The following is a 24758-nucleotide window of genomic DNA, read 5'->3' as shown; positions in this document are numbered from 1 at the left end:
CGTTGTGAAACTTAAAATATTTGATTGGTATCTTAATTATGCAATTAGATGTCAGATAAATATTTTCCAACATACAATCCACTTGCAGCAGCTTGAGATAATGAATGAGTGACGCCTGAACAATCCCCAACTAAAAATAGTCCATGTATACTTGTTTCAAAATGATTATTGAGTTTTATCGTAGGAGCATAAAACTTTCCGTCAATTCCATATAATAAAGTATCTGTATCGATCGGTTCTTGGATGAATTGTTCTAATCGTAATAAAAATTCTTTAAGTCCTTCAATATATAACGGAGGAATTTCTGTATTCAAATTTCCATAATCTCCTTGTAGCGTAGGTTGTATACGGTTATATTTCATGTCGTTCGCTATTGTAGGCTGTTTATTTAGTAAGTCCTCTAAGCGCTGTATAACAATCCGATCTCGTCCTTGGTTAATGTTTTTAATAATTGAACTTGCATATATATTTGCTTCTTTGAGAGTTGGAAAATAGCGCGGGATGAATAAAGTGAAATTTAAGTTAGGTGTGCCAGTTCCTTTCTCTCGAAAATTTTGACCGTCAGGCATAACTAAACCTTCTTCGTACTTTCTAATAATGCGTCCTTTTGGATTCATACAGTACGTAGTCGCTGTGAAATCCTCATGCTCATAAGAAAGTTTAGTCTCAAATGTATCTTTTAATATAGAACGTAATTGGTGTTCTTTCATCTCTACTCTAATACCTAAATCTACACGAGTTTGTTCCTGAGAAATATGTAGAGAAGTGCACATCTCCTTTAACCAATCTGCTCCGGAACGCCCAGTTGCAAATACTAGTTGCCTAGATTGAAATGTTCCTTCATTTGTATCTATAGTAAAATGATCTTTCTGTTTCATAATATGTTGTACATCTATATGAAATTGTATATTTATTTTCGTAAGTAAAAATTCGTAGAGTTGCTGAAAAATTTCCTTTGAAAGGGTAGTACCAAGATGCCGTACTTCTGTTGTTAGCATTTGTAAACCACACGATTCAGCTCTCTTATTGAGATTTGGATTTTCTGTAGAATATTTTGAAACTGAATTTCCTCCGAACTGACATAGAATTTCATCTACTTCAGCCATAAGTTGTATAAAGCCCTCTTTACCAACTTTTTGCTCAAGTTCTCCACCAAATCCGTTTGTATAATTAAATTTCCCTTCAGATTTTCCTAAACCAGCAAATCCGAAATATTTATCACATGTAGTACAATTACACGCTTTTCCTTCGTCTAAAGGACAATGGCGAGCTCCTAGCGCTTTACCTTTATCAAGAATTAAAACTTTTTTGTTACTTTTAACTAGTGAATAAGCCAGAAAAATGCTACTTACTCCAGCGCCGATAATTGTAACATCATACATATTCTTTCACCTGCTAACGAATAGTTTGTTTTTTATTTTTTTAGTGTATAACAATTTTATGAAGGTAAGAAATAAATTTTATTAATAAAGGGGAGTTTTTGAACTTGATGCTTTTTTAATTTCTTAGAGTGATGAAGTAAATACAAGTGTCTTTATTTACAAGAAGAATTAGTTTTCAAAGACCACTATATCACATGATAAATAAATTCTTACATACAAAAAAACAGACCTTTTAAGTGAAGAGGTCTGTTAATGATTTTAAATGTTATTTAGCGAAGACGTGGTTACCAATTACTGCTACTGTTTGACGTGTCGTAATCCATTTGTCTGTTGATGTTTTCGGATTATAGAAATAAAGCCAATCAGAATGTATTCCATTTGTGGAGATAGCCTCTTCTACAGCCATTTTTGCTTCTGCGCTTGCAGGTTGATTAATTCTTCCATCTGTAACAGGAGTAAATGCATATCCGTATTTAATAGGTTCATAAATAACGCCTGTTATTGTATTTGGAAACCCATTTGCATTTACACGATTTAGGATAACTTTCGCTACAGCCACTTTTCCTCTATATGATTCTCCACCTGCTTCAGCGGTAACTAAGCGTGCCATTAAGTCTTTTTCTTTTTCTGAAATGCTTGAGTTGATTTTCAAATGTTGTCCTGCATAGAGCTTGTTTCCGACTGTATTGTTAATTTGTTTTATAGATTGAACGGTAACATTGTAACGCTTTGCTATCGTTTCCAATGAATCTCCCGGTTGTACTTGATAAATAATTTGCTCAGAAATGTTCGCAGGTTTGGCGTTTTGGTGAACAGTGGTTTCATTTGAGTTGACGGAACCTGGAATATGTAACTGTTCGCCAATGAAAGTTTGATCGTTTCCTTTATGGTTAGCCTGTTTAATGGATTGTATTGAAACGTCGTATCGTTTACTAATGCCCCAAAGTGTATCATTCTTTTTTACTGTATGAATGGTAGAAGCCTCAGCTGTACTTTGACTACATACGAATGTAATTGCAGCCGCAGATAAAGGGATTATATGTTTTATTTTTAATAATTTCATTGTAAATCCTCCTAAGAAAAAATTAAGGTGAAGCTGTTAAGTACTGTAGTTCAAAATGTCTATATATAATATTTTAATGTAAGTATATTAGCACATATAAAATAAATAATCATTATAAGTTTCTTATTTATATAGTGTAGAGTCCGAATATGAAATATTGCATATGAAAATCCGTTGAAGTTCATATTGCTGATTACTATAATCTATTTAGTAGAAGGGGGATATGTTATATAAATAAAATTATTATAGATTAATATAATGATTAAATATTATTAATAGGAGAAGTGATGTAATGAATATATTTAAAAGAATATTTGTTTCAGCTGTAATCATTTCAATGTTTTTAGGAATAGGAGGCACTGTCAATATTGTAAATGCTGATTCTATAGAACAGCAGAGTAAATTAGGAATAGACCAAGAAACAGATAAGCAAATCATTGTAAAATTCAATGCGGATTTGAAATTACCATATGAAGATGGTATTGAAAAACAAATACAATCTCAAACGAACGATAAAGTACTAGAAGATCTTTTGGTAGAATATCCAGATGTAACATTCATGCGTTTATTCACATCTGTAAGTCCAGAGGAAATAGAAGACCTTGAAGTGAAAGCGCCCAATAATGTATCTACAAGTTTATTAAACTACTATATTCTTCAAACTCAAAATGGTGAACAAGAGGAAGAACTAGTAGATAGGTTAAAGAAATCTTCTTTAATAGAAGATGTGTATATGAAGAAACAAGAAAAAATAACGCCACCAGAAGTGCAACCATCAAGTGTATCTCTTAATCCTAATAACAATCCTAGATTTAAACAACAAGGTTATTTAGAAGCAGCACCATACGGTATTAATGCGCCCTTCGCCTGGGAAGTTCAAGGCGGTAAAGGAAACGGTATAACTTTTGTTGATATGGAATATGGATGGTTATTAAATCATGAGGATTTAGTACATCAAAATATTGAATTAATGTCTGGAATAAATATAGATCAACATGTCGGTCATGGGACGTCTGTACTAGGAATTGTATCCTCTGAGGACAATGAAGTTGGGAATATTGGGATTGCGCCAAAAGCGAAAGCAAAGGTGATTTCTCAAATAAGAGATAACGGACAGTATAATACAGCTGATGCAATATTAAGTGCTGTAAATCAGTTAGAAGCTGGGGATGTTTTATTGTTAGAGGCACAAGCATCTTTCGATGGATATGGTGATAAATATTTACCTGTTGAAGTACAACCAGATATCTTTGATGCGATCCGTGCTGGTACAGATAAAGGTGTTGTCATTATAGAAGCTGGAGCAAATGGTTGGAATGATTTAGATCAATTTAAAGATAGAAATGGTAAACAAATTTTAAATCGTAATAGTAAAGATTTTAAAGATTCAGGTGCAATTATGGTAGGAGCGGGCTCTTCATCTCTCCCTCATGAGCGTATGTGGTTTTCGAATTATGGCAGCCGTATTGATGTGTATGGTTGGGGAGAAAACGTAGATACAACTACAGCAGAGCAAAGTCGAAGTGCTGTAAACCTGTATACATCTAGCTTTAGTGGCACGTCGAGTGCGTCGCCTATTATTGCCGGAGCAGCGACTTTAGTACAAAGCATTGCGAAAGAAAATTTAGGACAACCATATAGACCGAGTGAACTAAGAGCGATATTAAGCAACCAGAGCACAGGAACAAAATCTAAAGATCCATATGCAGATAAAATTGGTGTTTTACCAGATTTGAAGTCTATACTAGTTAACTTAGGGTATGGAAAAAGAAAACCAAACGGTGGGAATGAGTTACAAGTAACAGAAAATGAACCAAATAATGAACGTATACAGGCAAATAAAGTTAACTTTCATACACCGGTGAAAGGAACGTTACATAATAGTGATAGAGTAGATGTATTTACTTTCCAAATTGACTCTATGGAAAATATTAGCATATCCCTACTAAATGAACAAAATATCGGAATGACATGGGTACTTCATCATGAATCAGATTTAAATAACTATGTAGCATATGGTGAAAATGAAGGAAATGTAGTGAAAGGAACTTATAATGCAAAGCCAGGTAAATATTATTTATACGTCTATAAGTATGAGAATAAAGATGGTTCATATGTATTGAATATAAAGTAAACGAAAGGAGCTTCAGATGAAGTTCCTTTAAATTTTTCTAATTCAGGATATATGAATGTTTTTTAACTTTATTTCTATGCAATATTTCATACTTATGAAATGATATTTATTTTTTACTCACTAGATTATATTATATTCAATAAGTTTGATATAAAACAAAAAAAGGAGGAATAATAATGAGCAGTAAGAAATTTATTTTGAAATTATTCATATGTAGTACGATATTTATCACATTTGTATTTGCTTTACATGAGAAGAGAGTCGTTGCGGCTAGCTCTGTTAATGAGCTTGAAAATTGGTCAAAATGGATGCAACCTATACCTGATAATATCCCGTTAGCACGAATTTCAATTCCAGGAACACATGATAGTGGAACGTTTAAGTTGCAAAATCCGATTAAGCAAGTATGGGGAATGACGCAAGAATATGATTTTCGTTACCAAATGGATCATGGAGCTAGAATTTTTGATATAAGAGGACGTTTAACAGATGATAATACGATAGTTCTTCATCATGGGCCATTATATCTTTATGTAACCCTACACGAATTCATAAACGAAGCGAAACAATTTTTAAAAGATAACCCGAGTGAAACAATTATTATGTCTTTAAAAAAAGAGTATGAGGATATGAAAGGAGCAGAAGGTTCCTTTAGTAATACGTTTGAAAAAAATTATTTTGTTGATCCTATCTTTTTAAAAACAGAAGGAAATATAAAACTTGGAGATGCTCGTGGGAAAATTGTACTACTAAAAAGATATGGCGGTAGTAATGAATCTGGAGGATATAATAATTTTTATTGGCCAGATAATGAAATGTTTACGACAACTGTAAATCAAAACGTAAATGTAACGGTACAAGATAAATATAAAGTGGGTTATGATGAGAAAGTAAAATCTATTAAAGATACGATCAATGAAACGATGAATAATAGTGAGGACTTACATCATCTATATATTAATTTTGCAAGCTTGTCTTCTGGTGGTACAGCATGGAATAGTCCATATTACTACGCCTCTTACATAAATCCTGAAATTGCAAACTATATAAAACAAAAGAGTCCTACAAGAGTAGGTTGGATCATTCAAGACTACATAAATGAAAAGTGGTCACCATTGCTGTATCAAGAAGTTATAAGAGCGAATAAGTCATTAATAAGAGATTAAAGATGATGAGAGTAAGAAGCGATAAAATACGTCGCTTCTTATTAAAAAACAGTGTATCTTGTAAATGGACCAATTTTTGAGTTATCTCAATCGATGTTTCATTATGAGAAGGCTAAACTTTTAAATCAAATTAATTTCAAATGAAAATTAGCATAAATAATCCTGCAAAAAAGCAACTGATCATACGTGTTCAGTTGTTTTTTTATTTTTAAAGTGGATGAGCAAAAAAACATAAAAGTGGTTGGTCCGTTTTTTGTAAACATCTATTATGATAAGAGAAGAAAGGTAGTATGTTATTAACGTTTTAAAGAGGAAGTTCTTAATAAAAATAGACTGGCCTTAGAGAGGTGAAAGTACTATGAGCTTTGCGATTTCACTAGTCGTTATTATTGTAATTGGATCACTGTTTGGAACCGTACTAGTTGCACGGAATGTGGAGGAGAATTACGGCAAGTCTACAAAGAGAAATGTGAAAAACTTATCCACTATTTATATTATCCTTCTTTTCGTACTACTTGTTGGGGTAACGTGGTATGCGGTAATAATTTGATAGTTTGTAACAGAACTGCAACGAGAGTATGAAGCTGGAATTTCAGAAGCTATCGAGTAATCAGAAACGGGGCTATTTTAATATATCCATTTTAGGATGAGACAATGTGACTAATTAATACTATTTTTACGGTAAATACTGTTAGTAATAAATTGAGGGTAGTTAGCTTTGAAAGGAGGCAACTATATGGAATGGAAACCAAATCGTGCAGATAAGACGCCTGTATATAAACAAATAGCGGATTATATTGAAAGAGGTATTTCTTCAGGTGAGTTTCCTTCTGACAGTAAGTTACCTTCTGAGCGCATGTTAGCAAAAGAATTACAGGTGAATAGGAGTACGATAGTAGCTGCATATGAAGAATTAAAATCACTTGGAGTAGTAGAACGGCAAAAAGGAAGCGGAACACGGGTGAATACAGACATATGGGGTGTTTCACATAAACGAATACCGAACTGGGGTAGGTACGTTGAGGATGGATCGTTCTTACCTAACGTACCACTCGTTCAACAAATTAGAACGGAAACACAAAAAGAAGACTTAATTAATTTAGCGAGTGGTGAATTGTCACCAGAATTAATTCCGAGTGATAGATTCCGAACAATTTTGTCGGAGAAAACATTTATGGAAAACCTCGGTTATGACCATCCACTTGGAAATGAAATGTTGAGAAAAACAATTGCGGCACATGTTCAGCAATATAAACAAATTGAAGCAGATTCGAATTCTATCCTTATTACATCAGGAGCACAGCAGGCACTTAATCTTATCGTTCAATGCTTATTAAAACCTGGTGATGCGATTGCAATTGAGGACCCTTCGTATTGTTTTTCACTGCCGATGTTTAAATCTGCTGGCTTAAAAATATTCCATTTACCTGTTGATCAGCATGGAATGAATCCAGAAGACTTAATTGATTTGCATAAAAAGCATCGTATTCGTATGGTATTTTTAAATCCGGATTATCAAAATCCAACTGGAACTGTGCTTTCATTAGCAAGACGTAAAAAGATTTTAGAACTGTCTTCTGAATTTGGTATACCGATTGTAGAAGATGATCCGTATAGCTTAACTTCATTTAATGGAGAAGTGAATCCAACATTAAAATCAATGGATCAAAACGGGAATGTTCTTTATGTAAGTTCATTATCAAAAATTGTTGCATCGGGATTACGTATTGGCTGGGTAATTGGTCCTACGCGTGTAATAGAACGTTTAGCGGATGCGAAGCAGCAAGTTGATTTTGGGCACAGTGTATTTACGCAGTGGGTGGCAAATCAATTTTTAGAATCAGAAGATTTTCATGCACATATTACAATGCTCCGTGGACAATTGAAGGAAAGAAGAGATGCGTTAATTAGAAAGCTTGAAGAAATATTAGGGGACCAGGTTGAATTCTTTGTTCCAGAGGGGGGAATACATTTATGGTGCAAAGTGCAAGGAACGTTTGATGAATATCATTTATTAGGTGAATCTATACGAAATGGTGTAGCGTTTGTCCCGGGGAGTGTTTTAGGTACTAAAAGTGAATATGTTCGTTTTACTTTTGGGAGAGTAAATGTCGAACAAATTCAGCTGGGAATGACGAGATTTGCGGAAACGTTAAATGAAATTTCATAATAGTAATGCGTAATATTGAAATGAGGGAAAGAAATGAAGTACGTGATGCTTTTACTTCAAGTAGGCGTGCTATATGTATTTAGCTTAGTTGGTACGTGGATTCAAGGGGTATTCCATCTATCAATGCCAGGAAGTTTAATAGGGATGTTAATGCTGTTTCTGCTCCTTTCCACTCGTATTTTACCATTAAAGTGGTTTGAAGAAGCGACAATCGGTTCGGTGACTATGATTGTAACAGGGATACTCATCAGTATATTTAGACCATATGGAACGAAATTTATATTTTAAATTGTAATGGAGATGATGAAAGTGACAACATGGTTTATAGTTACATTATTTATTTTTGGTGCCCTTAAAGTACTCGTTTCTAGTATGCCAACTTCAGTTGTAGAATCTATTATTAGTAGATTTGAATTACATCAAAAACTTGATGAGGAGAATACCTCTATATCGATAGATGGAAAAAATATAGAGGGGGAAATGAAACTACAAGTTATTCATGAATTTAATGAAGCTTTATTTTTAGATAAACATTATTTTCCACCGCGCGGAGAAGGAATACCAATCGTCATTGATACGAAAAAAGGGAATAAAGAGATTAGATTTTCTCTATACAGCTATGAGGAACACGTTGACGTAATAAAGCAATATAAGAAGAAAGTCGTTGCCTATCGTTTACGATCTAAAAGCCTTCAAACCCGTGCACCATTAGCAATAACTAAAGATTATGCTTAAGAAGAGATCTATAATGATCTCTTTATTTTTTTATGCAATGATATACTTTCCAAATAAAAAAAAAGAATATCATATAGCCAAATAAAGAGTATGTATGATTCCAATCTACACTATGAGTAAAGAAACCTAATCTTTCAGCAATCTGTTCAAAAATGCTAGCACAAATACCTATTGTAAGAATAAATAGAATCCTAGAAAATACAGATAGGTTTTTTGAAATGTGTATGAAAATTGTTGTTAAAATCGGTAGTACAAACAAAGTAAAGCCTATGTTAACTGAAAATATGGATGAGAATGGTCTAACCGGAAAGGAATATATTTGTTTCGCAACAAAGAAAGCATCTAAGCAAGTGCCGATAATAGAAGAGAGTAAGATTGTAACGACTAATGCGAAAAGGTTATTCTTCTTCTCGAAGGAGAACATTTTTCTTTGCAAGAATGGCCAGTTCAATCTTTTCGAGTGTTTTACAGTAGTCTTCTGTGATTTGTCCATGTATCCTTTCCTCCTTATCAGTTAAATAATGTATGACTTGCCAGTCGTTAAACCAATCTTCATATTCTGCTTCTTCATGTTTCATATTTTTCCATGCATACATAAGTGCAGGGCTATATATACGGTAGGCATCACTTTTTAATTGGCATTTCTTTATTCTTCGTTTATAAAACTCTCTTGAAAAGGATTCATTTACGCTTGAAAATAAATGTGGCCAATAATCTTTTCGTGATCCAGTGTGTGGATGAGTGTCAGCCCATTGTAGTATACGAGCTAAAACATGCTCATCATGAAATAATAGTGCATATAATCTTTTTCCGAGCAAAATTCGTTCGTGTAAGGAAGTGAAGTGTTTCATTGTATCACCAATTAATTTTGTTTTCTGTATAGGCTTTTCTTCGCAGAAAGGGAAGAGGATATGATTAAATTGAAAGAAATCAAAAAGTTTGAACCCAATACTATTTAGTACATTTTTTTTGAAGTGTTTATTTTGAATTACTCTTTTTTCTAAGTAGTTTTGTTCATTAATAATAGTGGAAATAGCTAATATTTGTTTGTTTCCGGTTTTCCAAAAAAAGTTCCACATCGTTTCCATAAATGTTGACACATTGAGATGAGGGAGGAGATAAAAAAGATTTTTGGATTTTTTTACACTCTGTTCATATAACAAAAATTGTGGATACACATCTTGAAAGATAAGCCAATTCCCCCGTTCTAAAAAAGAAAAGAAAGTAAATTGATCTTTCTCAGATAACAACTTCGTATATAAATCCCCCTTTAAATCTGTCATGTTCCAACCGCCGTTACGCGAAACCATATGTCCAAGTAATGCCCAATGTATTTCAGGATACCTTTTGTAAAATTGATAGTAAGCGCGAGTTCTTGTCACATTATTTTGATTTAATAATTTTGTTCTTTCTTTAATTGTATGTATTAATATTTCTTCTTCTTTCGAAAAGGGGTAAAGAAAGTTATTTGCGTTGGTGCATTTTTGTTTTAGCTCATTTTTTATTGAGAAGAGGGATAGGGGAATGTTTTTGTAAAGTTTATGATTTGGATTGTCGTGCTGCATGTAATTCCCTCCAATTCAAGTCTGTTATCATAAATATATTAGTAACTACTTACATAAATGATATGTGAAGGAAATGAAAAGTTGCAAAGCACAAAAAAAGAAAGAGGAGACGGGCTCTTCTTCCTTTTTCTTGTATGTATTTGCGCTAATGGTTATAACGAACACCTTTTTTGAGAAGAGTAGAAAATGAATCAGCATGAATAGGCTTGCTGTAGTAGTAGCCTTGAATCAATTGACAATTATTTTTTTGAAGGAAACTCACGTGTTTTTTCGTTTCTACACCTTCAGCGATAACTGACATTCCTAATGTATTTGCTAATGTGATGATTGTTTTAATAATTTCCATTCCATCGTCACATGTTTCAGACATTGTAATAAATTCTCGTGGGATTTTTAACGTATCGATTGGATATAAAGGTAAGTAAGCTAGCGAAGAATAGCCTGTACCAAAGTCATCGATTGAAATATGAATCCCTAAACTTTTTAGTGTACGTAGTTTTATTAATGTTTCTCGCTCATCCATCATTGCAATTCGCTCTGTTAATTCAAGATCGAGAGAACTTGCTGGTAAACCAGTATTTGTTAATGTAGCAGAAATAGACTTTACAAAATCTTCTTGTTCAAATTCTTTAGCAGATAAATTTACACCTATTTTCAAATGTGAATATCCGCTTGTGTGCCAACGTTTCATTTGTTCACAAGCTTGTTGTAGTGTCCATTTTCCTATTGGAATGATTTGTAGCGTTTCTTCTGCAATGGGAATAAACTCGTATGGAGAAATAACACCTAATTCAGGATGATTCCACCTAATTAAAGCTTCAGCACCGATAATTTTGTTAGATTTGCTATCAACTTGAGGTTGATATAAAAGGAACAATTCTTCATTTTGAATTGCATTTGGTAAATCTTTTTCTAATCGTAATCGTCTTTCAATTTTTTTTGCAATTACGTCATCATAAATAGAGACAGAATTAAGTTCTTTTGCTTTCGCATCATACATTGCAACATTAGCGTTTTTCAGAAGTGTAGCGGTATCGATTCCAGAATGTGGATAAATAGCGATGCCGATACTTATTGATAGAGTTAATGTATGTTCATATATGACAAACGATTTTTCCATGCATTTAAATAACTGGTTGCATAACTGGAATAAGGAATCTTCGTCAGTATAGTTTTCAATTAAGATTGTAAATTCATCGCCACCGATTCTTGATAGATGAGTATGTGATGGAAGACAGGATTGGAATCGCTTCGCTACTTCTTCTAATATGTAGTCTCCTGCCGAATGTCCAAGTGTATCGTTAACTGCTTTAAAGCGATCTAAGTCCAAATATAATAATGCAAACTCGCTTTCTGTCGTTTTAGCATTTTTTATAATTCTTTTTAATTTCTTATGAAAAAAGGCACGGTTCCCAATTTTCGTTACAGTATCATGGAATGCTAAATATTTTATTTCTTCTTGCTGTTTTTTTAGCGCAGTAATATCTTTCATCATAATATAGCTTCCTGAAATTTGCCCGTCTATCATAATAGGGACGATGGTAACGTATAAAGAATAAGTAAATCCATCTTTATATTGAGAACTAAGTTGTAAGGATGCTGATTCTTGTTGTTTCACTTTTTCTAATGCAGATGCTAGTTTATATTTGTCTTCATCTAAAATAATCGAAAAACAAGTTTCACCAAGTAACTCATCCGTTGGTGCACCGAGTAGTATACTTCCAGCTTTATTTACATTTAAGAATACGCCATTTAAATCAATTGTAAAAATAGGGTCAGGATGATATTCATATAATGATTTAAATTTTTGTTGCTTTTGAGATAGAGCCTCTGATTTATGAACTAAATCTGAAGTTCGTAATCTAACTTTTTCTTCCAATTGGGCATTGAATACTTGTAAACGTTTGGTTAGGGAATTGTTTTGCATACGTACAATAGAATGACGAATGAGTACGAAAATAAAAGCAATACAATTTCCCGTAATGAGAATGGAAGATGCTGTTTGTTCTTTTAACGTAAACCCGATTAGTATTGCAACGGCAAGATAAGGAAATATAACTAAAGCTTTCTTTCCTATTATAGGGTTAACAATGAAATAATTTTTATGGCTATTATGATCTTCTGAAATAGATCCAGCTATTGCAATAAGTAATATAGGTATTCTATATAAAAGACGTAATAATGTTATCGTTTCAGTTGATAAATGGTTATGTAAGTAAAAATAAATATAGTTAAAAGTTGCAGAACTTATTAATACAAAAATAAAGATATAAATTTTCCGTTTAGAATTAAAAATTGTTGGACGGAAAAAGAGACTAACACCTAGGAGAAGAAATAATAAATCTGCAATTGGATATAGAAATGAAAGGAAAACATCTCCTAGTGACAGAGAGAATATATTTAAATTTGGTTGATTAAATAAATACCACTCCAATGTGAATATGGAAGTAAGTACTATGCATATATCACAAATAAAGAACGCTTTTTCCCATTTATCGCATTCTTTTAGGATTTTATAGCAGAAAGCGATAAGACAGAAGAGTAGAAAAAGCATATAAAACACATCAGAAATAGTAAAGCGATGTATTGGAATTTTGAAGAAGCTCTCTTGATATGTATATACTATTTTTCCTAATAAAAAACTACCAATTGCTATCGTGATACATATCCAAAACGGATTTGAACTAACTTTTTTAGAATATATAGAATAAATGAGTGATACAAATGTAATGGCTTCAACAATAAGTGAAGCGAAGCGTACATCCGAATTTGAAAAATGAGTGGGGAACAGATAGAAAAACATAAAATAGATTGAATAACACATTAATGTTCCAATTAATATACATAGCTGTAAATTTTTATTTAATTTCAATAAAATCACCTTCTTTAATTATGCACTATATTCGTAATATCTATACATAATAATATTATTTAAGAATTGTATCAGATTTCCTTATAAAAATCATGTTTATAAGGAAGTTTTGAAAAGTGTAATTGCTCTAAAAAATGAAAAATATTGCATTTGATAGTATATACTGTATAAAGATTTTAAATAGAAATTGTATATTTAGTCATCTTTTGAATTGTAAAGGTTTTTTAGTGATTTGAAAGTAGAGATGCAAAATTGCATATAAAATGATAAAGGCTTTTTTGAATTTTAATTTTTGACTGATAGAGGTTATTTTAAGTAAGACCTTTGTATGTATTTATTCTTATACTAATGAGTGATTTCAAAAATGTATTACGTATGTACAATAATACGTAACACATTTTTGAAATTTTTAGTATGGGAGGAAAATCATGAAAAATTTGGTGAAGTTTCGAATTGCACGTCCGACGAATAAGTTTGAAGAGGTTATAGCATTCTATGAAAAAGGATTAGGCTTAAAACGTATAGGTGAATTTTACGATCATGAAGGTTATGATGGGGTCATGTTTGGGCTCCCAGATGAAGAGTATCATTTAGAATTTACAAGACATATTGATGGGAGTCCTTGTCCAGCTCCGACAAAAGATAATTTACTTGTATTTTATATGAGTGAAGATAGTGAAATGAAGAAGGTGAGTAAAAGGCTGCATACATTGGGATACGATGAAGTGGAACCAGAAAATCCATATTGGAAAGATAAGGGGATAACGATAGAGGACCCAGATGGTTGGAGAATTGTGTTGATGAAAATAGAAGAATAAGGTTTCAAATTATGATAGGGTAAAATTAAATTAGCTTCCTTCTATGTAATAAGAATAGGAGGAAGCTTTTTGGTTTTTGTAAACTGAAAATTCATATTTGACAATTAATTAAAGAGGGATGTACATTGAGAACATGTATTCTTATAAGTTTGCTAGTGTTTCTATTCAAAAGGAATGTATAAATAGGGAGGACTTTTTATGTTATTTCGAATTAAAGATGCAGAAATATACTATGAAATCGTTGGAGAAGGAAAACCAGTCATTATCATACATGGCTGTGCGCCCGATCATAGGTTAATGATGAAATGTATGGAATCAGTATTTCAAAAATATGAAGGTTATAAGCGAATATATATTGATTTACCTGGAATGGGAAAGTCGAACGCTCCAGATTGGATAAATAGTTCAGATCATATATTAGAAGTGTTAACTATGTTTATTGAAGAAATCATTCCAAAGAAAGATTTTTTACTAGTAGGAGAGTCTTTCGGTGGATATTTAGCTAGAGGGATACTTTCAAAAATGTTTGAGAGAGTCAATGGACTATTATTAATATGTCCTGTGGTTGTTGCGATGCAAAAAGAAAGATGTTTACCGGATAAACAGATAATTGTACAAGATAAGGAGTTTTTAAATACGTTAACTTCTACCGAAAGAGAAGAATTTAGCGAGTTAGCAGTAGTAGCAAATGAATATACATATAAGCGATTTCAAGAGGAAATTAAGCCAGGACTAGATATTGCTAATTATGAATTTATTGAAAGGTTGCAAAAGAATTACTCTCTTACTATGGATTTTCACCGTAAGAAATATGAGAAACCCGTTCTTTTATTAGCCGGAAGACAAGATATATCGGTAGGTTATCAAGATATTATAGAAATTATTGATGATTACCCAAGAGCGACATTAGCGGTGTTAGATATGGCAGGGCATAATTTGCAAATTGAACAGCCTGAATTATTTGAGAGTTTAGTAGGAGAATGGATTAGACGAACAAATCAGCAAAGTTTATAAAAAACGAATGAATATTTTTAAGGAGGAAGTATGAATACATATATTTATATGGTTAGGCATGGTGAATCACCAAAATTAGAAGGGAGTGAAAGAACACGTGGATTAACTGAAAAGGGAAGTTTAGACGCTCATAGAGTAACGGACATATTAAAAGCAGAGGCAATTGATACTTTTATTTCAAGTCCGTATAAAAGGGCTGTGTTAACGATAGAAAAAGCAGCCAATTTCTATGAAAAAGAAGTATTAATATATGAAAATCTCAAAGAGTGTATGTTTTTAAGTGAGGATCAGGTTATATCAGATAAAGAAGTGTATCCACTTGTAAAGAAGATGTTCTCTAATCCGGATTTTGCACCAACGGAAGGAGAGTCATATACGGATTGCCAGAGAAGAGTAGTGAAAGTATTAAGAGAAATCTTAATGGATTTTCAAGGACAAAAAATTGTAATTGGTACACATGGGCTTGTCATGACATTAATGATGAACTATTTTGATGAACAATATGATTTTGAATTTTTAATGAATACGTCAAAACCAGATATATATAAGATGGAATTTAATGAAGAACAATTAATGAATGTAGAGAGATTATGGAAAGCGGAATAAAGTTGGTTGTATGGATTTTGTTGTAAAAGTTACTTTTATAGCAAAATCTTTTTTATTTCAATAGAAAGCATTTTTATCAACTATTTTTAGAATGTTAAATCAATAAGTAATTATTCAGTTTCTGAATAATATAATTAAAAGTTGGTTTAAGCAAACAATTTTAAATGTGACAAAACTCCAAACGTTGGATTTATATTCAATAGGAGAAAAAGATGTAGAAGTTTGTCTTACTGTCCTCGTTTACTTTTTATTTCATTACATATAGGCTTTGTGGTGTAAGGGAGGACATCACCTTTACGCAAAATCTATAAGGAGGTCATTGTAATGAAACAGATTAAAAAGTTTGCGGGAGTTGCTTTAGCGGGGACGATTGGATTAAGTGGACTACTGTTTTTAGAACCAAGTATAAGCGCTGCGGAATCACAGCAAGTGAAAGAGGAGAATTTCAATGCAATTGATGTATCGATGAATCTAAATGAATTATATGTATTAAGTGGCAGAAGCATTGATATTCTTTCTGGAGATAAAGAAGCAATTCAGCTAAATAAATACACAATTCGTTTTAGTAAACCCGGGAAGTACGTTATTAGGGTAAATGGTTGTATTTATAACGATGTATATACTTTTATTGTGAATGGTTAGTATATCTTCTTAAATTATGGAATAAAAAAGAAACACCCTATTTGCGGTGAGAATCGTAAATAGGGTGAATTTATTTGTATTAAATTGTACTTTAAACATGTTCACTAATTTTCTTTTTGTTATGTAGAGTATGTAAAAGTGTTTGAAATACCTTAAATGATTGCTGAAAGATTGGACTTTGAATAAAGGTATACAGAAAAGTTACGATAAAAACAGGACCACCTAGCATAAATCCAATAACTAGTACAATGCATTCTACAATGATTCGAGCACGGCTAATAGATAGACCTGTTTTGTCGGAAATAGTAAGCATGAATCCATCACGAGGTCCAGCACCAATTCCAGCCGCAACATACATACCTCCACCGATACCTGTAATGGCAATACCAGAAAATAAAATGAGTAAGTTTATCCATAAATAATCACTAGCGTTTGGAAGAATATTTGATTGTAAGAAAAAGTCCATAATGGGACCGATAAGTAGTGCATTTAAAAATGTTCCCACATTTATATATTTTCGATCTACTAGTAAAGAAATGAGAACGAGACATAACCCACATATGACACTCCACGTACCAATCGTCCATCCAAGCCTTTGGTAGAGAGCCATATTTAAAACTTCCCAAGGATGTAAACCGAGAAATTTTACTTTGACTGCAAGAGCATTTCCAAGCCCAAAGAAGATTAACCCTAAGAAAAAAAGAAAATAGCGAAAGAGAGTTAGCCTCATTTTTAAAACCTCCCATATTGTATAATTATGTATATTACATGTAAGGGTTTTAATGTACAAATTTTACGACTTTTCAGCCGGTATTTAAAATAGCTAAAATACAAATGAAATATATGTATTCACAGTCAAAAAAGTTAAAATATTTCGTCTCAAGGATTATAATAGAGAAAGAAGTATAAAAGGGAGTGAATGAATTTGAAACAAGAACTTATTGAAAGATTTACGAGATATGTAAAGATTGATACGCAATCAAATGAAGACAGTCATACAGTGCCAACAACACCAGGACAAATTGAGTTTGGTAAGTTATTAGTTGAAGAGTTAAAAGAAATTGGGTTAACAGAAGTAACGATGGATGATAACGGATATGTAATGGCAACACTTCCGGCTAATACGGATAAGGATGTTCCTGTAATCGGCTTTTTAGCACATTTAGATACAGCAACAGACTTTACTGGAAAAAATGTAAAACCACAAATTCATGAAAACTTTGACGGGAACGCAATTACATTAAATGAAGAGCTTAATGTTGTATTAACGCCAGAACAGTTCCCAGAATTACCGTCTTATAAAGGACATACGATTATTACAACGGACGGTACAACACTGTTAGGAGCAGATGATAAAGCTGGTCTTACAGAAATTATGGTTGCAATGAATTATTTAATACATAATCCGCAAATTAAACATGGGAAAATTAGAGTTGCGTTTACGCCGGATGAAGAAATTGGCCGCGGCCCAGCGCATTTTGATGTAGAAGCGTTTGGCGCTTCATTTGCTTATACGATGGATGGAGGTCCATTAGGTGGTTTAGAGTATGAAAGCTTTAATGCTGCAGGTGCTAAGTTAACGTTTAACGGAACGAATACACATCCTGGAACAGCGAAAAATAAAATGCGTAACGCAACTAAACTTGCTATGGAGTTTAATAGCTATTTACCAGTAGAAGAGGCACCAGAATATACAGAGGGGTATGAAGGATTCTATCATTTACTTTCTTTAAATGGTGATGTTGAGCAAAGTAAAGCGTATTATATTATTCGAGATTTTGATCGTGAAAATTTTGAAGCGCGTAAACATAACGTTGAAAATATTGTGAAGCAAATGCAAGAGAAGTATGGACGAGATGCAGTCGTTTTAGAAATGAATGATCAATACTATAACATGCTTGAAAAGATTGAACCAGTGAGAGAAATTGTTGATATTGCATATGAGGCAATGAAAAGTTTAAATATCGAACCAAATATTCATCCGATTCGCGGTGGAACAGATGGATCACAATTATCGTATATGGGATTACCAACCCCAAATATTTTCACAGGTGGTGAAAACTATCACGGTAAATTTGAGTATGTTTCGGTAGATGTTATGGAAAAAGCTGTTCAAGTTATTATAGAAATTGCAAGACGATTTGAAGAACAAGCTTAAAAAAGAACCAAGTAGTGCAAAAACGCTACTTGGTTTTTTAGTATAATACTCGCCACAAATAAAAAGTTGCGTAAGACTCCCAGTTGATCCAATTTGCCGCAAAATCTTTTATTTCCTGTTTAGTCGGTTTACTTTTAGAACCTGTTATATATTTAATTGCATTGTGCAAACCAACATCGTCAATTGGAAAAGCGGAAGGGAATCGTAAACAGCGCATTAAAACATAGTGAGCAGTCCACGGACCTATACCATGTATAGCAGTTAATTGTTTTTCAGCAATCTTTACATCTTGTGTTTGTAGTAAAGATTCTTTTGATAGTTTTCCTTCTGTAATAAGCTTTGCAATACCGATTAAATATTCACATTTTCTAGTCGTCATTTTTAAATTTTTGAGATCCTCTACGTGTAAATTGGCAATTGTTTCATGTGATGGGAATATCCAATGCTTTCTATCGTTCCATTCTACATAACTTCCAAATGTCTCGACTAATCTTCTTTTTAGTGTATAAGCATAAGTGAGGTTAATTTGTTGCCCGATAATTCCCCAGGAAAGTGCCTCAAATAAGTCTGGAATACCTAAAGTACGAAGGCCAAAATATTGTTCAATTGGTCTTTGAAGGAGTACATCATGTTTAGCTAATGTATAAAAGGGAGCTAAATCAGTAGTTAAATCAAACCATTCAGTTACATAGTTAGCTACAGCATCGCGTATCGGTTTTGCAGAGATATAGGCTTCTCCTAAAAAACGTATTTGAATAGTATCATCCGCATTCATACTAATTTCAACTAAAGGATTTACATCGTGAACAGGGATAACTTTATAAATTTTGTTATCTTCAATGTGGAACATACATTCATTGTTAGAACGGGATAGATAGCGTAAATTTTCTTGAAAACTAAATTCTGTTGGAACTGTTAAAGTTAATGCGTTACTATATTCGGCTGTCATATGAATTCCACCTGTAATTTTTCTAATGCAAGCAATTCTTTCTTCATTTCTAATCCTCCTCTAAAACCAGTTAGTTTACCATTCTTTCCGATAACACGGTGGCAAGGAATCATAATGAGAATTGGGTTGGCAGCAATAGCAGACGCAACGGCACGTACCGCTGTAGGTTTTTGAATTCTATCTGCAATTTCTGTATAAGAATATGTTTTTCCATAAGGAATTTCACGTACCGTACTCCAAACAGATAATTGAAATGCAGTTCCGTAAGCAGCGATAGGGGATGTAAAGGTTTCTCTCTTGTTTTCTAAATACTCGATCATTTCTTTTGTATATACTTGTAAGTAATCTGGACTATGGATCAATATATGTTGAGGCAGTTTTTTTCTAGCCCATATATTTACTTCTTCAAAGGTTTCGTTTTGTGATCCAATGAAACATAGTCCAGTTTCAGTTGCAGCAATATGAAACTTCCAATTTGCATGTGTCAGTAGCGTCCAATATATATAATTATTTTTGTAAGAATTCATTATTGTATCCCTCTTTCATTTCATTCTTTTTTCGATATTCAGTAGGGGTAAATCCAGTTTTCTTTTTAAATAAAGTTGCGAAATATTCTGGGTTTTCTATCCCGACGGCAGTACTAATTTCTTTAATGGGTTGATTTGTGTGTAAAAGGTGTTTTGCTGCTTTAACAATTCTGAACTGCTGTATATATTCTATCGGACTTATTCCTGTCATTTTTTTGAAAGTGCGTTGTAAATGAAAGGGGCTACCATGGCACATTTCCGCAAGTATGTCTAGAGTTAATAATTCATCAAAGTGTTTTTCGATATACTCTTTAATTTGTTCTACCCACTCTTCATTAGGTAAAGTGAGCCCATTTGGTTTACAACGTTTGCACGGGCGAAAGTTTTCACTTAATGCTTGCTCTGCATGATGAAAAATTCGTACATTGTTTTTATTCGGTATTCTTGATTTGCATGACGGTCGGCAAAAAACCCCGGTTGATTTCACGGCATAAAAGAATTTGCTATCATAGGAAGAATCATTATGAATAATTGCTTGCCAATGCTCATTTGTTAACGTAACTCCTTCATTGTGCAAAGAACATCACCTCTGAAATTAGTATAACCTGAATAAAGTGTGTATGTATGTATTCATAAATGTAAGAGCAAGATTACAAAGGTGAAAATATTGGATGGCGTTTAGATTATTTTGTTGTTTCCGAGAGAATGAAAGACCAAATAACAGCGGCGAAAATTAATAGTGAAGTAATGGGGTCAGACCATTGCCCAGTTGAATTACATATAAATTTCTAAAAAAAAGAAGTATCTACCTAACATGAGGCGGATACTTCTTTTTTAATTCAGTTTGTTAAAATTTTTCAAATCTTTCTTGAAATAATTGCATATTAAATATATAATTAGTAACGATAATCATTATCAATGAAAAAGATTATCAATGGGTGAGGTATAAAAGAATTATAGCTTAGGGGAAGTGAACGAGAATGAGTTCTGGATAGAATTATTAATCTAATAAAATATATATGTAGGACAAGTTTCATATAGTTAAATTTTATTGAGAATATAGTTTGGAAATTCGAGAGGAGATATTTAAAGATGAATAAGAAGTTATTTACATTAGGTATGGTAACAGTTTTAAGTGTAGGACTAGCAGCATGTAATAGTGCGGATAAAACTTCAGGAGAAAAAACTCAACAGACAAAGGCTAGTGAGACGAAAAAAGACGAAAAACGAAAAATTACATATTTAGGTAAAGAATATACAGTGCCAGCAAAAGTAGATAAAATTGCAACAGCTAGTTTAGAGTCAATGGAAGATGCAGCAGTACTTGGAATTAAACCAGTTGGTGCGATTACGGTTGGTGGTAAATTACCAAAGTATCTGGAGAAAGATTTAGAAGGTGCGAAATCTGTTGGTGAGAAAATGCAACCAAATTTCGAAACATTACTTCAATTAAAACCAGACGTTATTACATCTAGTACGAAATTCCCAGCAGAAACAGCTGAAAAGTTTACGAAAGTAGCTCCTACATTCCCGGTATCACATGTTTCAACAAATTGGGAGGATAACTTAAAGTTAATGGGAGAATTAACTGGTAAAAAAGATAAAGCTGAAAAAATTATTAAAGATTACAATGCGGACGCTGAAAAAGCAAAAGCAAAACTAGGAGATAAGTTAAAAGACAAAAAAGTCCTTGTAATCAGACTAAGAGCAAACGAATTATTCCTATACCCAGAAGGAGTATACTTCAACCCTGTAATTTATAAAGATCTTGGATTAACTGTTCCAGAACAATTGAAAACTGTAAAAGCACAAGAGAAAATTTCATTTGAAAAACTTGCTGAACTAAACCCAGATTATATTTTCTTACAATATGAAACAACTGAAAATAAAAACCCGAAAGTGCTAGAAGAAATTGAAAGTAATCCAATTTGGCAAAGTATGAATGCTGCGAAAGAAAAGAAAGTATTTGTAAACGTTGTTGATCCAATGGCACAAGGTGGTACTGCTTGGAGTAAAACAGCGTTCTTAAAAGAAGCAGTGAAAAATTTATCTAAATAATACAATAAGTAAGGTGCGTTGAATGATATGCAGAAAACAAATGCAGTACCAGTAACTATATTATGTATAGCACCCATACTCATCTTATTTACAGTTATACTTTCTATTTTGTATGGGGCGAAAAGTATTGATGCTGAAACGGTGTGGAACGCGTTATTTCATTTTGATTCAAGTGATGTAAATCATAATATCATTATTACTTCACGTTTACCAAGGGTAGTTGCAGCTCTTTTAGTTGGAGCATTTCTAGCCATATCAGGAGCACTTATGCAGGGGATGACAAGAAACTATCTTGCATCCCCTTCTATTATGGGTGTGACGGATGGGGCAGCTTTTGTTATTACACTTTGTATGATTTTTCTTCCGGGAATGTCATCGATTGGTATGGTTGTATGTTCAATGATTGGTTCTGCATTAGGAGCCGGTATCGTATTTGGTTTTGGTTCGCTCCTTCAAAATGGTTTATCGCCAGTTCGGTTAGCGATTATTGGGACAGTTATTGGAACATTTTTAAGCAGTGTGTCTGCTGCAATGGCTTCATACTTCCAAATTTCTCAAAATGTTAGTTTTTGGTTTAATGCAAAATTAGACCAAGTAGACCCTAATATCATTAAAATTACGATACCGTTTGGGATAATTGGAATAGTTTTAGCGCTGTTAATATCAAAATCTATTACGATTCTTTCTTTAGGAGAAGAAGTTTCTATTAACCTAGGGCAGCGTACAAAACTAGTTAAAGCGATGGCTATTTTATCAGTTATCTTTTTAACAGGAACGGCAGTTGCTTTAGTGGGGAAAGTTGGTTTTGTAGGTTTAATTATTCCGCACATTACTCGCTTTATAATTGGGGTAGATTATAAGTGGATTTTGCCATGCGCAGGCGTTATTGGCGGCGTTTTTCTAGCGTTATGTGATATTTTAAGTAGGTTTGTAAACTATCCATTTGAAACACCGATTGGAGTCGTTACCTCCTTAATTGGAATTCCTTTCTTCCTTTATTTAATCCGTACAAGAGGAGGAGAGAGACATGCTTAAAAGTTCAAGTCAACGTTTTGGAATGACGATGGGGATTAGTATATTTTTAATACTATGTGCTATTTATATTAGTTTAACGAATGGTACGTTTGATATTACGATTACAGATGTATGTAAAACACTCCTTAGAATAGATCCAGTACCAGACCATGATTTAGTTATTTTTGAGTTTCGTCTCCCGCGCATCATAATTGCGGGATTAGTAGGGGTAGGTCTCGGTGTTGCAGGTGCTGTTATTCAAGGAATTACGAGAAATGGATTGGCAGACCCAGGTATTTTAGGAGTTAATGCAGGAGCAGGAACAGCAATCGTCATTTTTATGTTTTTCTTCCAAGGGCAATTAAAAAGCACAGACTGGGTTTCTATTATGATGATGCCAATGTTTGGTTTAGTAGGCGGATTAGGTGCAGCTATCATCATTTATCTGTTTTCTTGGAAAAATGGTAAGTTAGATTCGCAGCGTCTTTTATTAACAGGGATTGCGATTGGATCAGGATTTGGAGCCTTTTCTATGTATTTATCACTCAAAATGAAGTCAACCGATTTCGAGATGGCTGCAGTTTGGGTGTCAGGCAGTATATATAGTGCAAACTGGAAGTATATTATTGCAATGTTACCGTGGCTTATCATACTGATTCCACTTATACAAAAGAAAGCTTATTTATTAGATTTATTTCAATTGGAAGAAACGAGTATTACAAGTTTAGGTGTTTCAGTAGAAAGAGAGAAATCAATTTTACTACTAAGTAGTATCGGACTTGTAAGCGCATGTGTTGCAGTTTCAGGAAGTATTGGTTTCATCGGATTAATGGCACCGCATATAGCGAAAAGACTTGTCGGTATTCAGCATAAGCATATCATTCCTACGTGCGGAGTAATTGGAATGTTTCTTGTAATTGCTTCAGACTTTATCGCAAAAACAGTTTTCACACCTGTAGAGTTACCAGTTGGAATCGTTATTTCTATTGTCGGTGTACCTTATTTCTTATATTTACTTTATAAGGCGAAAGCGTAAGAGGAGGAATAAAAGTGAGTATTTTAAGTGCGAAAAATTTAGAAACAAGTTATGAAAAGCTTACAGTGTTTCGCGATTTAAATGTGGAAATACAAGAAGGAAAAGTAACGACAATTATAGGACCAAACGGGTGCGGTAAATCGACACTGTTAAAAACGATGGGAAGAATTTTAAAGCAAAAGAGTGGTAAAGTATATTTGCAAGGACAGGATTTACATACAATTCCAACGAAAGAAATTGCGAAGCAGTTAGCTCTACTTCCGCAAACTCCAATTGCACCAGGAGAGCTTAAGGTAGAAGAATTAATTTCTTATGGACGTTATCCACATCGAAATAATGTAAATAAGTTAACTTCAAAAGATAAAGAGATGATTGACTGGGCATTAGATATAACGAAAACTTCTGCATTTCGAACGAGACAAATTGCAAATCTATCAGGTGGTCAACGACAAAAGGTATGGCTAGCGATGGCTTTGGCACAAGAGACAGAAGTGTTGTTATTAGATGAGCCAACTACATATCTTGATATGTCTCATCAATTAGATGTATTACAAATTGTGGAGAAATTAAATAAAGACCATAATTGTACGGTCGTTATGGTATTACATGATATTAACCATGCAGCAAGGTTTTCAGATGAAATTATTGCAATGAAGGAAGGAGAAATCGTTACAACTGGTAGCCCAGAAGAAATCATTACAAATGAAGTGTTAAAAGAAGTATTTCATATTGATGCACGTGTCATGATTGATCCGTATAATGGGTCTCCTGTTTGCTTCGGTTATGATAGCGTTGTATTTCAAGAAGAAAAAGTAGAAATATATGTAACGAGTTAAGAAGGGGGGATAT

At 33.2% G+C, this 24758-nt stretch carries 23 protein-coding genes and 3 pseudogenes; 17 read left to right on the top strand and 9 right to left on the bottom strand.

Translation table 11 applies throughout. From position 1 onward, the window contains the following. Nucleotides 1-44: 44 nt before the first annotated feature. Nucleotides 45-1382 carry an NAD(P)/FAD-dependent oxidoreductase gene (locus tag PDQ40_RS09600; protein ID WP_000272377.1) on the bottom strand — a complete coding sequence of 446 codons (1338 nt, stop codon included), beginning with the start codon at nucleotides 1380-1382 and terminating at the stop codon, nucleotides 45-47. 265 nt (nucleotides 1383-1647) lie between these two features. After that, nucleotides 1648-2445, bottom strand: a complete 798-nt coding sequence (locus PDQ40_RS09595) for a cell wall hydrolase (RefSeq protein WP_000771015.1) — start codon at nucleotides 2443-2445, stop codon at nucleotides 1648-1650. Nucleotides 2446-2737: 292 nt separating this feature from the next. Between PDQ40_RS09595 and PDQ40_RS09590 the strand changes: the two genes are divergently transcribed. From PDQ40_RS09590 to PDQ40_RS09560, 7 genes and pseudogenes are all read left to right on the top strand, one after another. Next, nucleotides 2738-4579: a S8 family peptidase gene (locus PDQ40_RS09590; RefSeq protein ID WP_048557658.1), complete on the top strand. Its 1842-nt coding sequence runs from the start codon at nucleotides 2738-2740 to the stop codon at nucleotides 4577-4579. A gap of 176 nt (nucleotides 4580-4755) precedes the next feature. Beyond that, entirely contained in the window at nucleotides 4756-5745 is a 990-nt protein-coding gene (gene plcA / locus PDQ40_RS09585; RefSeq protein WP_000095618.1) for a phosphatidylinositol diacylglycerol-lyase, read from the top strand. A 48-nt stretch (nucleotides 5746-5793) separates the two neighbouring features. After that, nucleotides 5794-5889, top strand: a pseudogene (locus PDQ40_RS09580) (GntR family transcriptional regulator); the annotation flags it as partial. Between the two features lie 214 nt (nucleotides 5890-6103). Beyond that, nucleotides 6104-6295 carry a hypothetical protein gene (locus tag PDQ40_RS09575; RefSeq protein WP_000006450.1) on the top strand — a complete coding sequence of 64 codons (192 nt, stop codon included), beginning with the start codon at nucleotides 6104-6106 and terminating at the stop codon, nucleotides 6293-6295. Between the two features lie 186 nt (nucleotides 6296-6481). After that, nucleotides 6482-7915 (top strand): MocR-like pyridoxine biosynthesis transcription factor PdxR, encoded by a 1434-nt coding sequence (gene pdxR, locus PDQ40_RS09570; RefSeq protein ID WP_000454975.1) that lies wholly within the window; start codon nucleotides 6482-6484, stop codon nucleotides 7913-7915. A gap of 33 nt (nucleotides 7916-7948) precedes the next feature. Beyond that, nucleotides 7949-8149, top strand: a pseudogene (locus PDQ40_RS09565) (CidA/LrgA family protein); the annotation flags it as partial. A gap of 75 nt (nucleotides 8150-8224) precedes the next feature. Further along, nucleotides 8225-8650: a YfmQ family protein gene (locus PDQ40_RS09560; RefSeq protein ID WP_000214617.1), complete on the top strand. Its 426-nt coding sequence runs from the start codon at nucleotides 8225-8227 to the stop codon at nucleotides 8648-8650. A gap of 22 nt (nucleotides 8651-8672) precedes the next feature. Here PDQ40_RS09560 and PDQ40_RS09555 read toward each other — a convergent pair whose 3' ends face one another. The 3 genes from PDQ40_RS09555 to PDQ40_RS09545 form a co-directional block, all read right to left on the bottom strand. Next, a complete protein-coding gene (locus PDQ40_RS09555) occupies nucleotides 8673-9143 on the bottom strand; it encodes a CBO0543 family protein (protein WP_014297950.1) in 471 nt (156 codons plus the stop codon). Next, entirely contained in the window at nucleotides 9049-10215 is a 1167-nt protein-coding gene (locus tag PDQ40_RS09550; RefSeq protein ID WP_001163389.1) for a DUF2515 domain-containing protein, read from the bottom strand. The genes PDQ40_RS09555 and PDQ40_RS09550 overlap by 95 nt, the downstream gene beginning before the upstream one ends. A gap of 145 nt (nucleotides 10216-10360) precedes the next feature. Further along, on the bottom strand, nucleotides 10361-13087 hold the full coding sequence (locus PDQ40_RS09545) for a putative bifunctional diguanylate cyclase/phosphodiesterase (RefSeq protein WP_000773573.1): 2727 nt from the start codon (nucleotides 13085-13087) through the stop codon (nucleotides 10361-10363). Between the two features lie 428 nt (nucleotides 13088-13515). Here PDQ40_RS09545 and PDQ40_RS09540 point away from each other — a divergent pair, with 428 nt between their 5' ends. The 4 genes from PDQ40_RS09540 to PDQ40_RS09525 all read left to right on the top strand — a co-directional run bounded on the left by PDQ40_RS09540 (nucleotide 13516) and on the right by PDQ40_RS09525 (nucleotide 16167). Beyond that, nucleotides 13516-13905 carry a VOC family protein gene (locus PDQ40_RS09540; protein WP_000794011.1) on the top strand — a complete coding sequence of 130 codons (390 nt, stop codon included), beginning with the start codon at nucleotides 13516-13518 and terminating at the stop codon, nucleotides 13903-13905. 198 nt (nucleotides 13906-14103) lie between these two features. After that, nucleotides 14104-14919: an alpha/beta fold hydrolase gene (locus PDQ40_RS09535; RefSeq protein ID WP_076855444.1), complete on the top strand. Its 816-nt coding sequence runs from the start codon at nucleotides 14104-14106 to the stop codon at nucleotides 14917-14919. A 30-nt stretch (nucleotides 14920-14949) separates the two neighbouring features. After that, the gene (locus PDQ40_RS09530) at nucleotides 14950-15525 is read left to right on the top strand and encodes a histidine phosphatase family protein (protein WP_076855443.1); all 576 of its coding nucleotides are present in this window, start codon (nucleotides 14950-14952) and stop codon (nucleotides 15523-15525) included. 324 nt (nucleotides 15526-15849) lie between these two features. Beyond that, entirely contained in the window at nucleotides 15850-16167 is a 318-nt protein-coding gene (locus tag PDQ40_RS09525; protein ID WP_000809488.1) for a hypothetical protein, read from the top strand. Nucleotides 16168-16258: 91 nt separating this feature from the next. On the opposite strand, the gene PDQ40_RS09520 is transcribed toward PDQ40_RS09525, so the two are convergent. Further along, nucleotides 16259-16897 carry a YczE/YyaS/YitT family protein gene (locus PDQ40_RS09520; RefSeq protein ID WP_214328277.1) on the bottom strand — a complete coding sequence of 213 codons (639 nt, stop codon included), beginning with the start codon at nucleotides 16895-16897 and terminating at the stop codon, nucleotides 16259-16261. 195 nt (nucleotides 16898-17092) lie between these two features. Between PDQ40_RS09520 and pepT the strand changes: the two genes are divergently transcribed. Then, on the top strand, nucleotides 17093-18325 hold the full coding sequence (gene pepT / locus PDQ40_RS09515) for a peptidase T (protein WP_000806991.1): 1233 nt from the start codon (nucleotides 17093-17095) through the stop codon (nucleotides 18323-18325). A 37-nt stretch (nucleotides 18326-18362) separates the two neighbouring features. Here the strand turns inward: pepT and alkA are convergent, their stop codons facing one another. From alkA to adaA, 3 genes are read right to left on the bottom strand one after another with little or no spacing between them, the layout of a single operon-like run. After that, nucleotides 18363-19274 (bottom strand): DNA-3-methyladenine glycosidase II, encoded by a 912-nt coding sequence (gene alkA, locus PDQ40_RS09510; RefSeq protein ID WP_000123534.1) that lies wholly within the window; start codon nucleotides 19272-19274, stop codon nucleotides 18363-18365. Beyond that, entirely contained in the window at nucleotides 19271-19801 is a 531-nt protein-coding gene (locus PDQ40_RS09505) for a methylated-DNA--[protein]-cysteine S-methyltransferase (protein ID WP_001089830.1), read from the bottom strand. Before PDQ40_RS09505 ends, alkA begins: the two co-directional genes overlap by 4 nt. Beyond that, a complete protein-coding gene (adaA, locus tag PDQ40_RS09500) occupies nucleotides 19782-20378 on the bottom strand; it encodes a bifunctional transcriptional activator/DNA repair enzyme AdaA (RefSeq protein WP_000551320.1) in 597 nt (198 codons plus the stop codon). Before adaA ends, PDQ40_RS09505 begins: the two co-directional genes overlap by 20 nt. Before the next feature lie 77 nt (nucleotides 20379-20455). Here adaA and PDQ40_RS09495 point away from each other — a divergent pair. The 5 genes and pseudogenes from PDQ40_RS09495 to PDQ40_RS09475 all read left to right on the top strand — a co-directional run. Then, nucleotides 20456-20593 (top strand): annotated as a pseudogene (locus PDQ40_RS09495) (exodeoxyribonuclease III); the annotation flags it as partial. A gap of 300 nt (nucleotides 20594-20893) precedes the next feature. Next, on the top strand, nucleotides 20894-21859 hold the full coding sequence (locus tag PDQ40_RS09490) for an iron-hydroxamate ABC transporter substrate-binding protein (RefSeq protein ID WP_001035495.1): 966 nt from the start codon (nucleotides 20894-20896) through the stop codon (nucleotides 21857-21859). A 27-nt stretch (nucleotides 21860-21886) separates the two neighbouring features. Then, on the top strand, nucleotides 21887-22894 hold the full coding sequence (locus PDQ40_RS09485) for a FecCD family ABC transporter permease (RefSeq protein ID WP_001173060.1): 1008 nt from the start codon (nucleotides 21887-21889) through the stop codon (nucleotides 22892-22894). Next, nucleotides 22887-23909, top strand: a complete 1023-nt coding sequence (locus PDQ40_RS09480; protein ID WP_000920465.1) for a FecCD family ABC transporter permease — start codon at nucleotides 22887-22889, stop codon at nucleotides 23907-23909. The genes PDQ40_RS09485 and PDQ40_RS09480 overlap by 8 nt, the downstream gene beginning before the upstream one ends. Before the next feature lie 14 nt (nucleotides 23910-23923). Continuing rightward, a complete protein-coding gene (locus PDQ40_RS09475; RefSeq protein ID WP_000025757.1) occupies nucleotides 23924-24745 on the top strand; it encodes an ABC transporter ATP-binding protein in 822 nt (273 codons plus the stop codon). Nucleotides 24746-24758: the final 13 nt, after the last annotated feature.

Origin of the sequence: Bacillus cereus group sp. Bc061, assembly GCF_027715825.1 — a bacterium.
GTDB classification, from domain to species: domain Bacteria; phylum Bacillota; class Bacilli; order Bacillales; family Bacillaceae_G; genus Bacillus_A; species Bacillus_A paranthracis.
The sequence above is the reverse complement of the archived record's forward strand: the minus strand, read 5'-3'. Positions and strand labels throughout refer to the sequence as shown.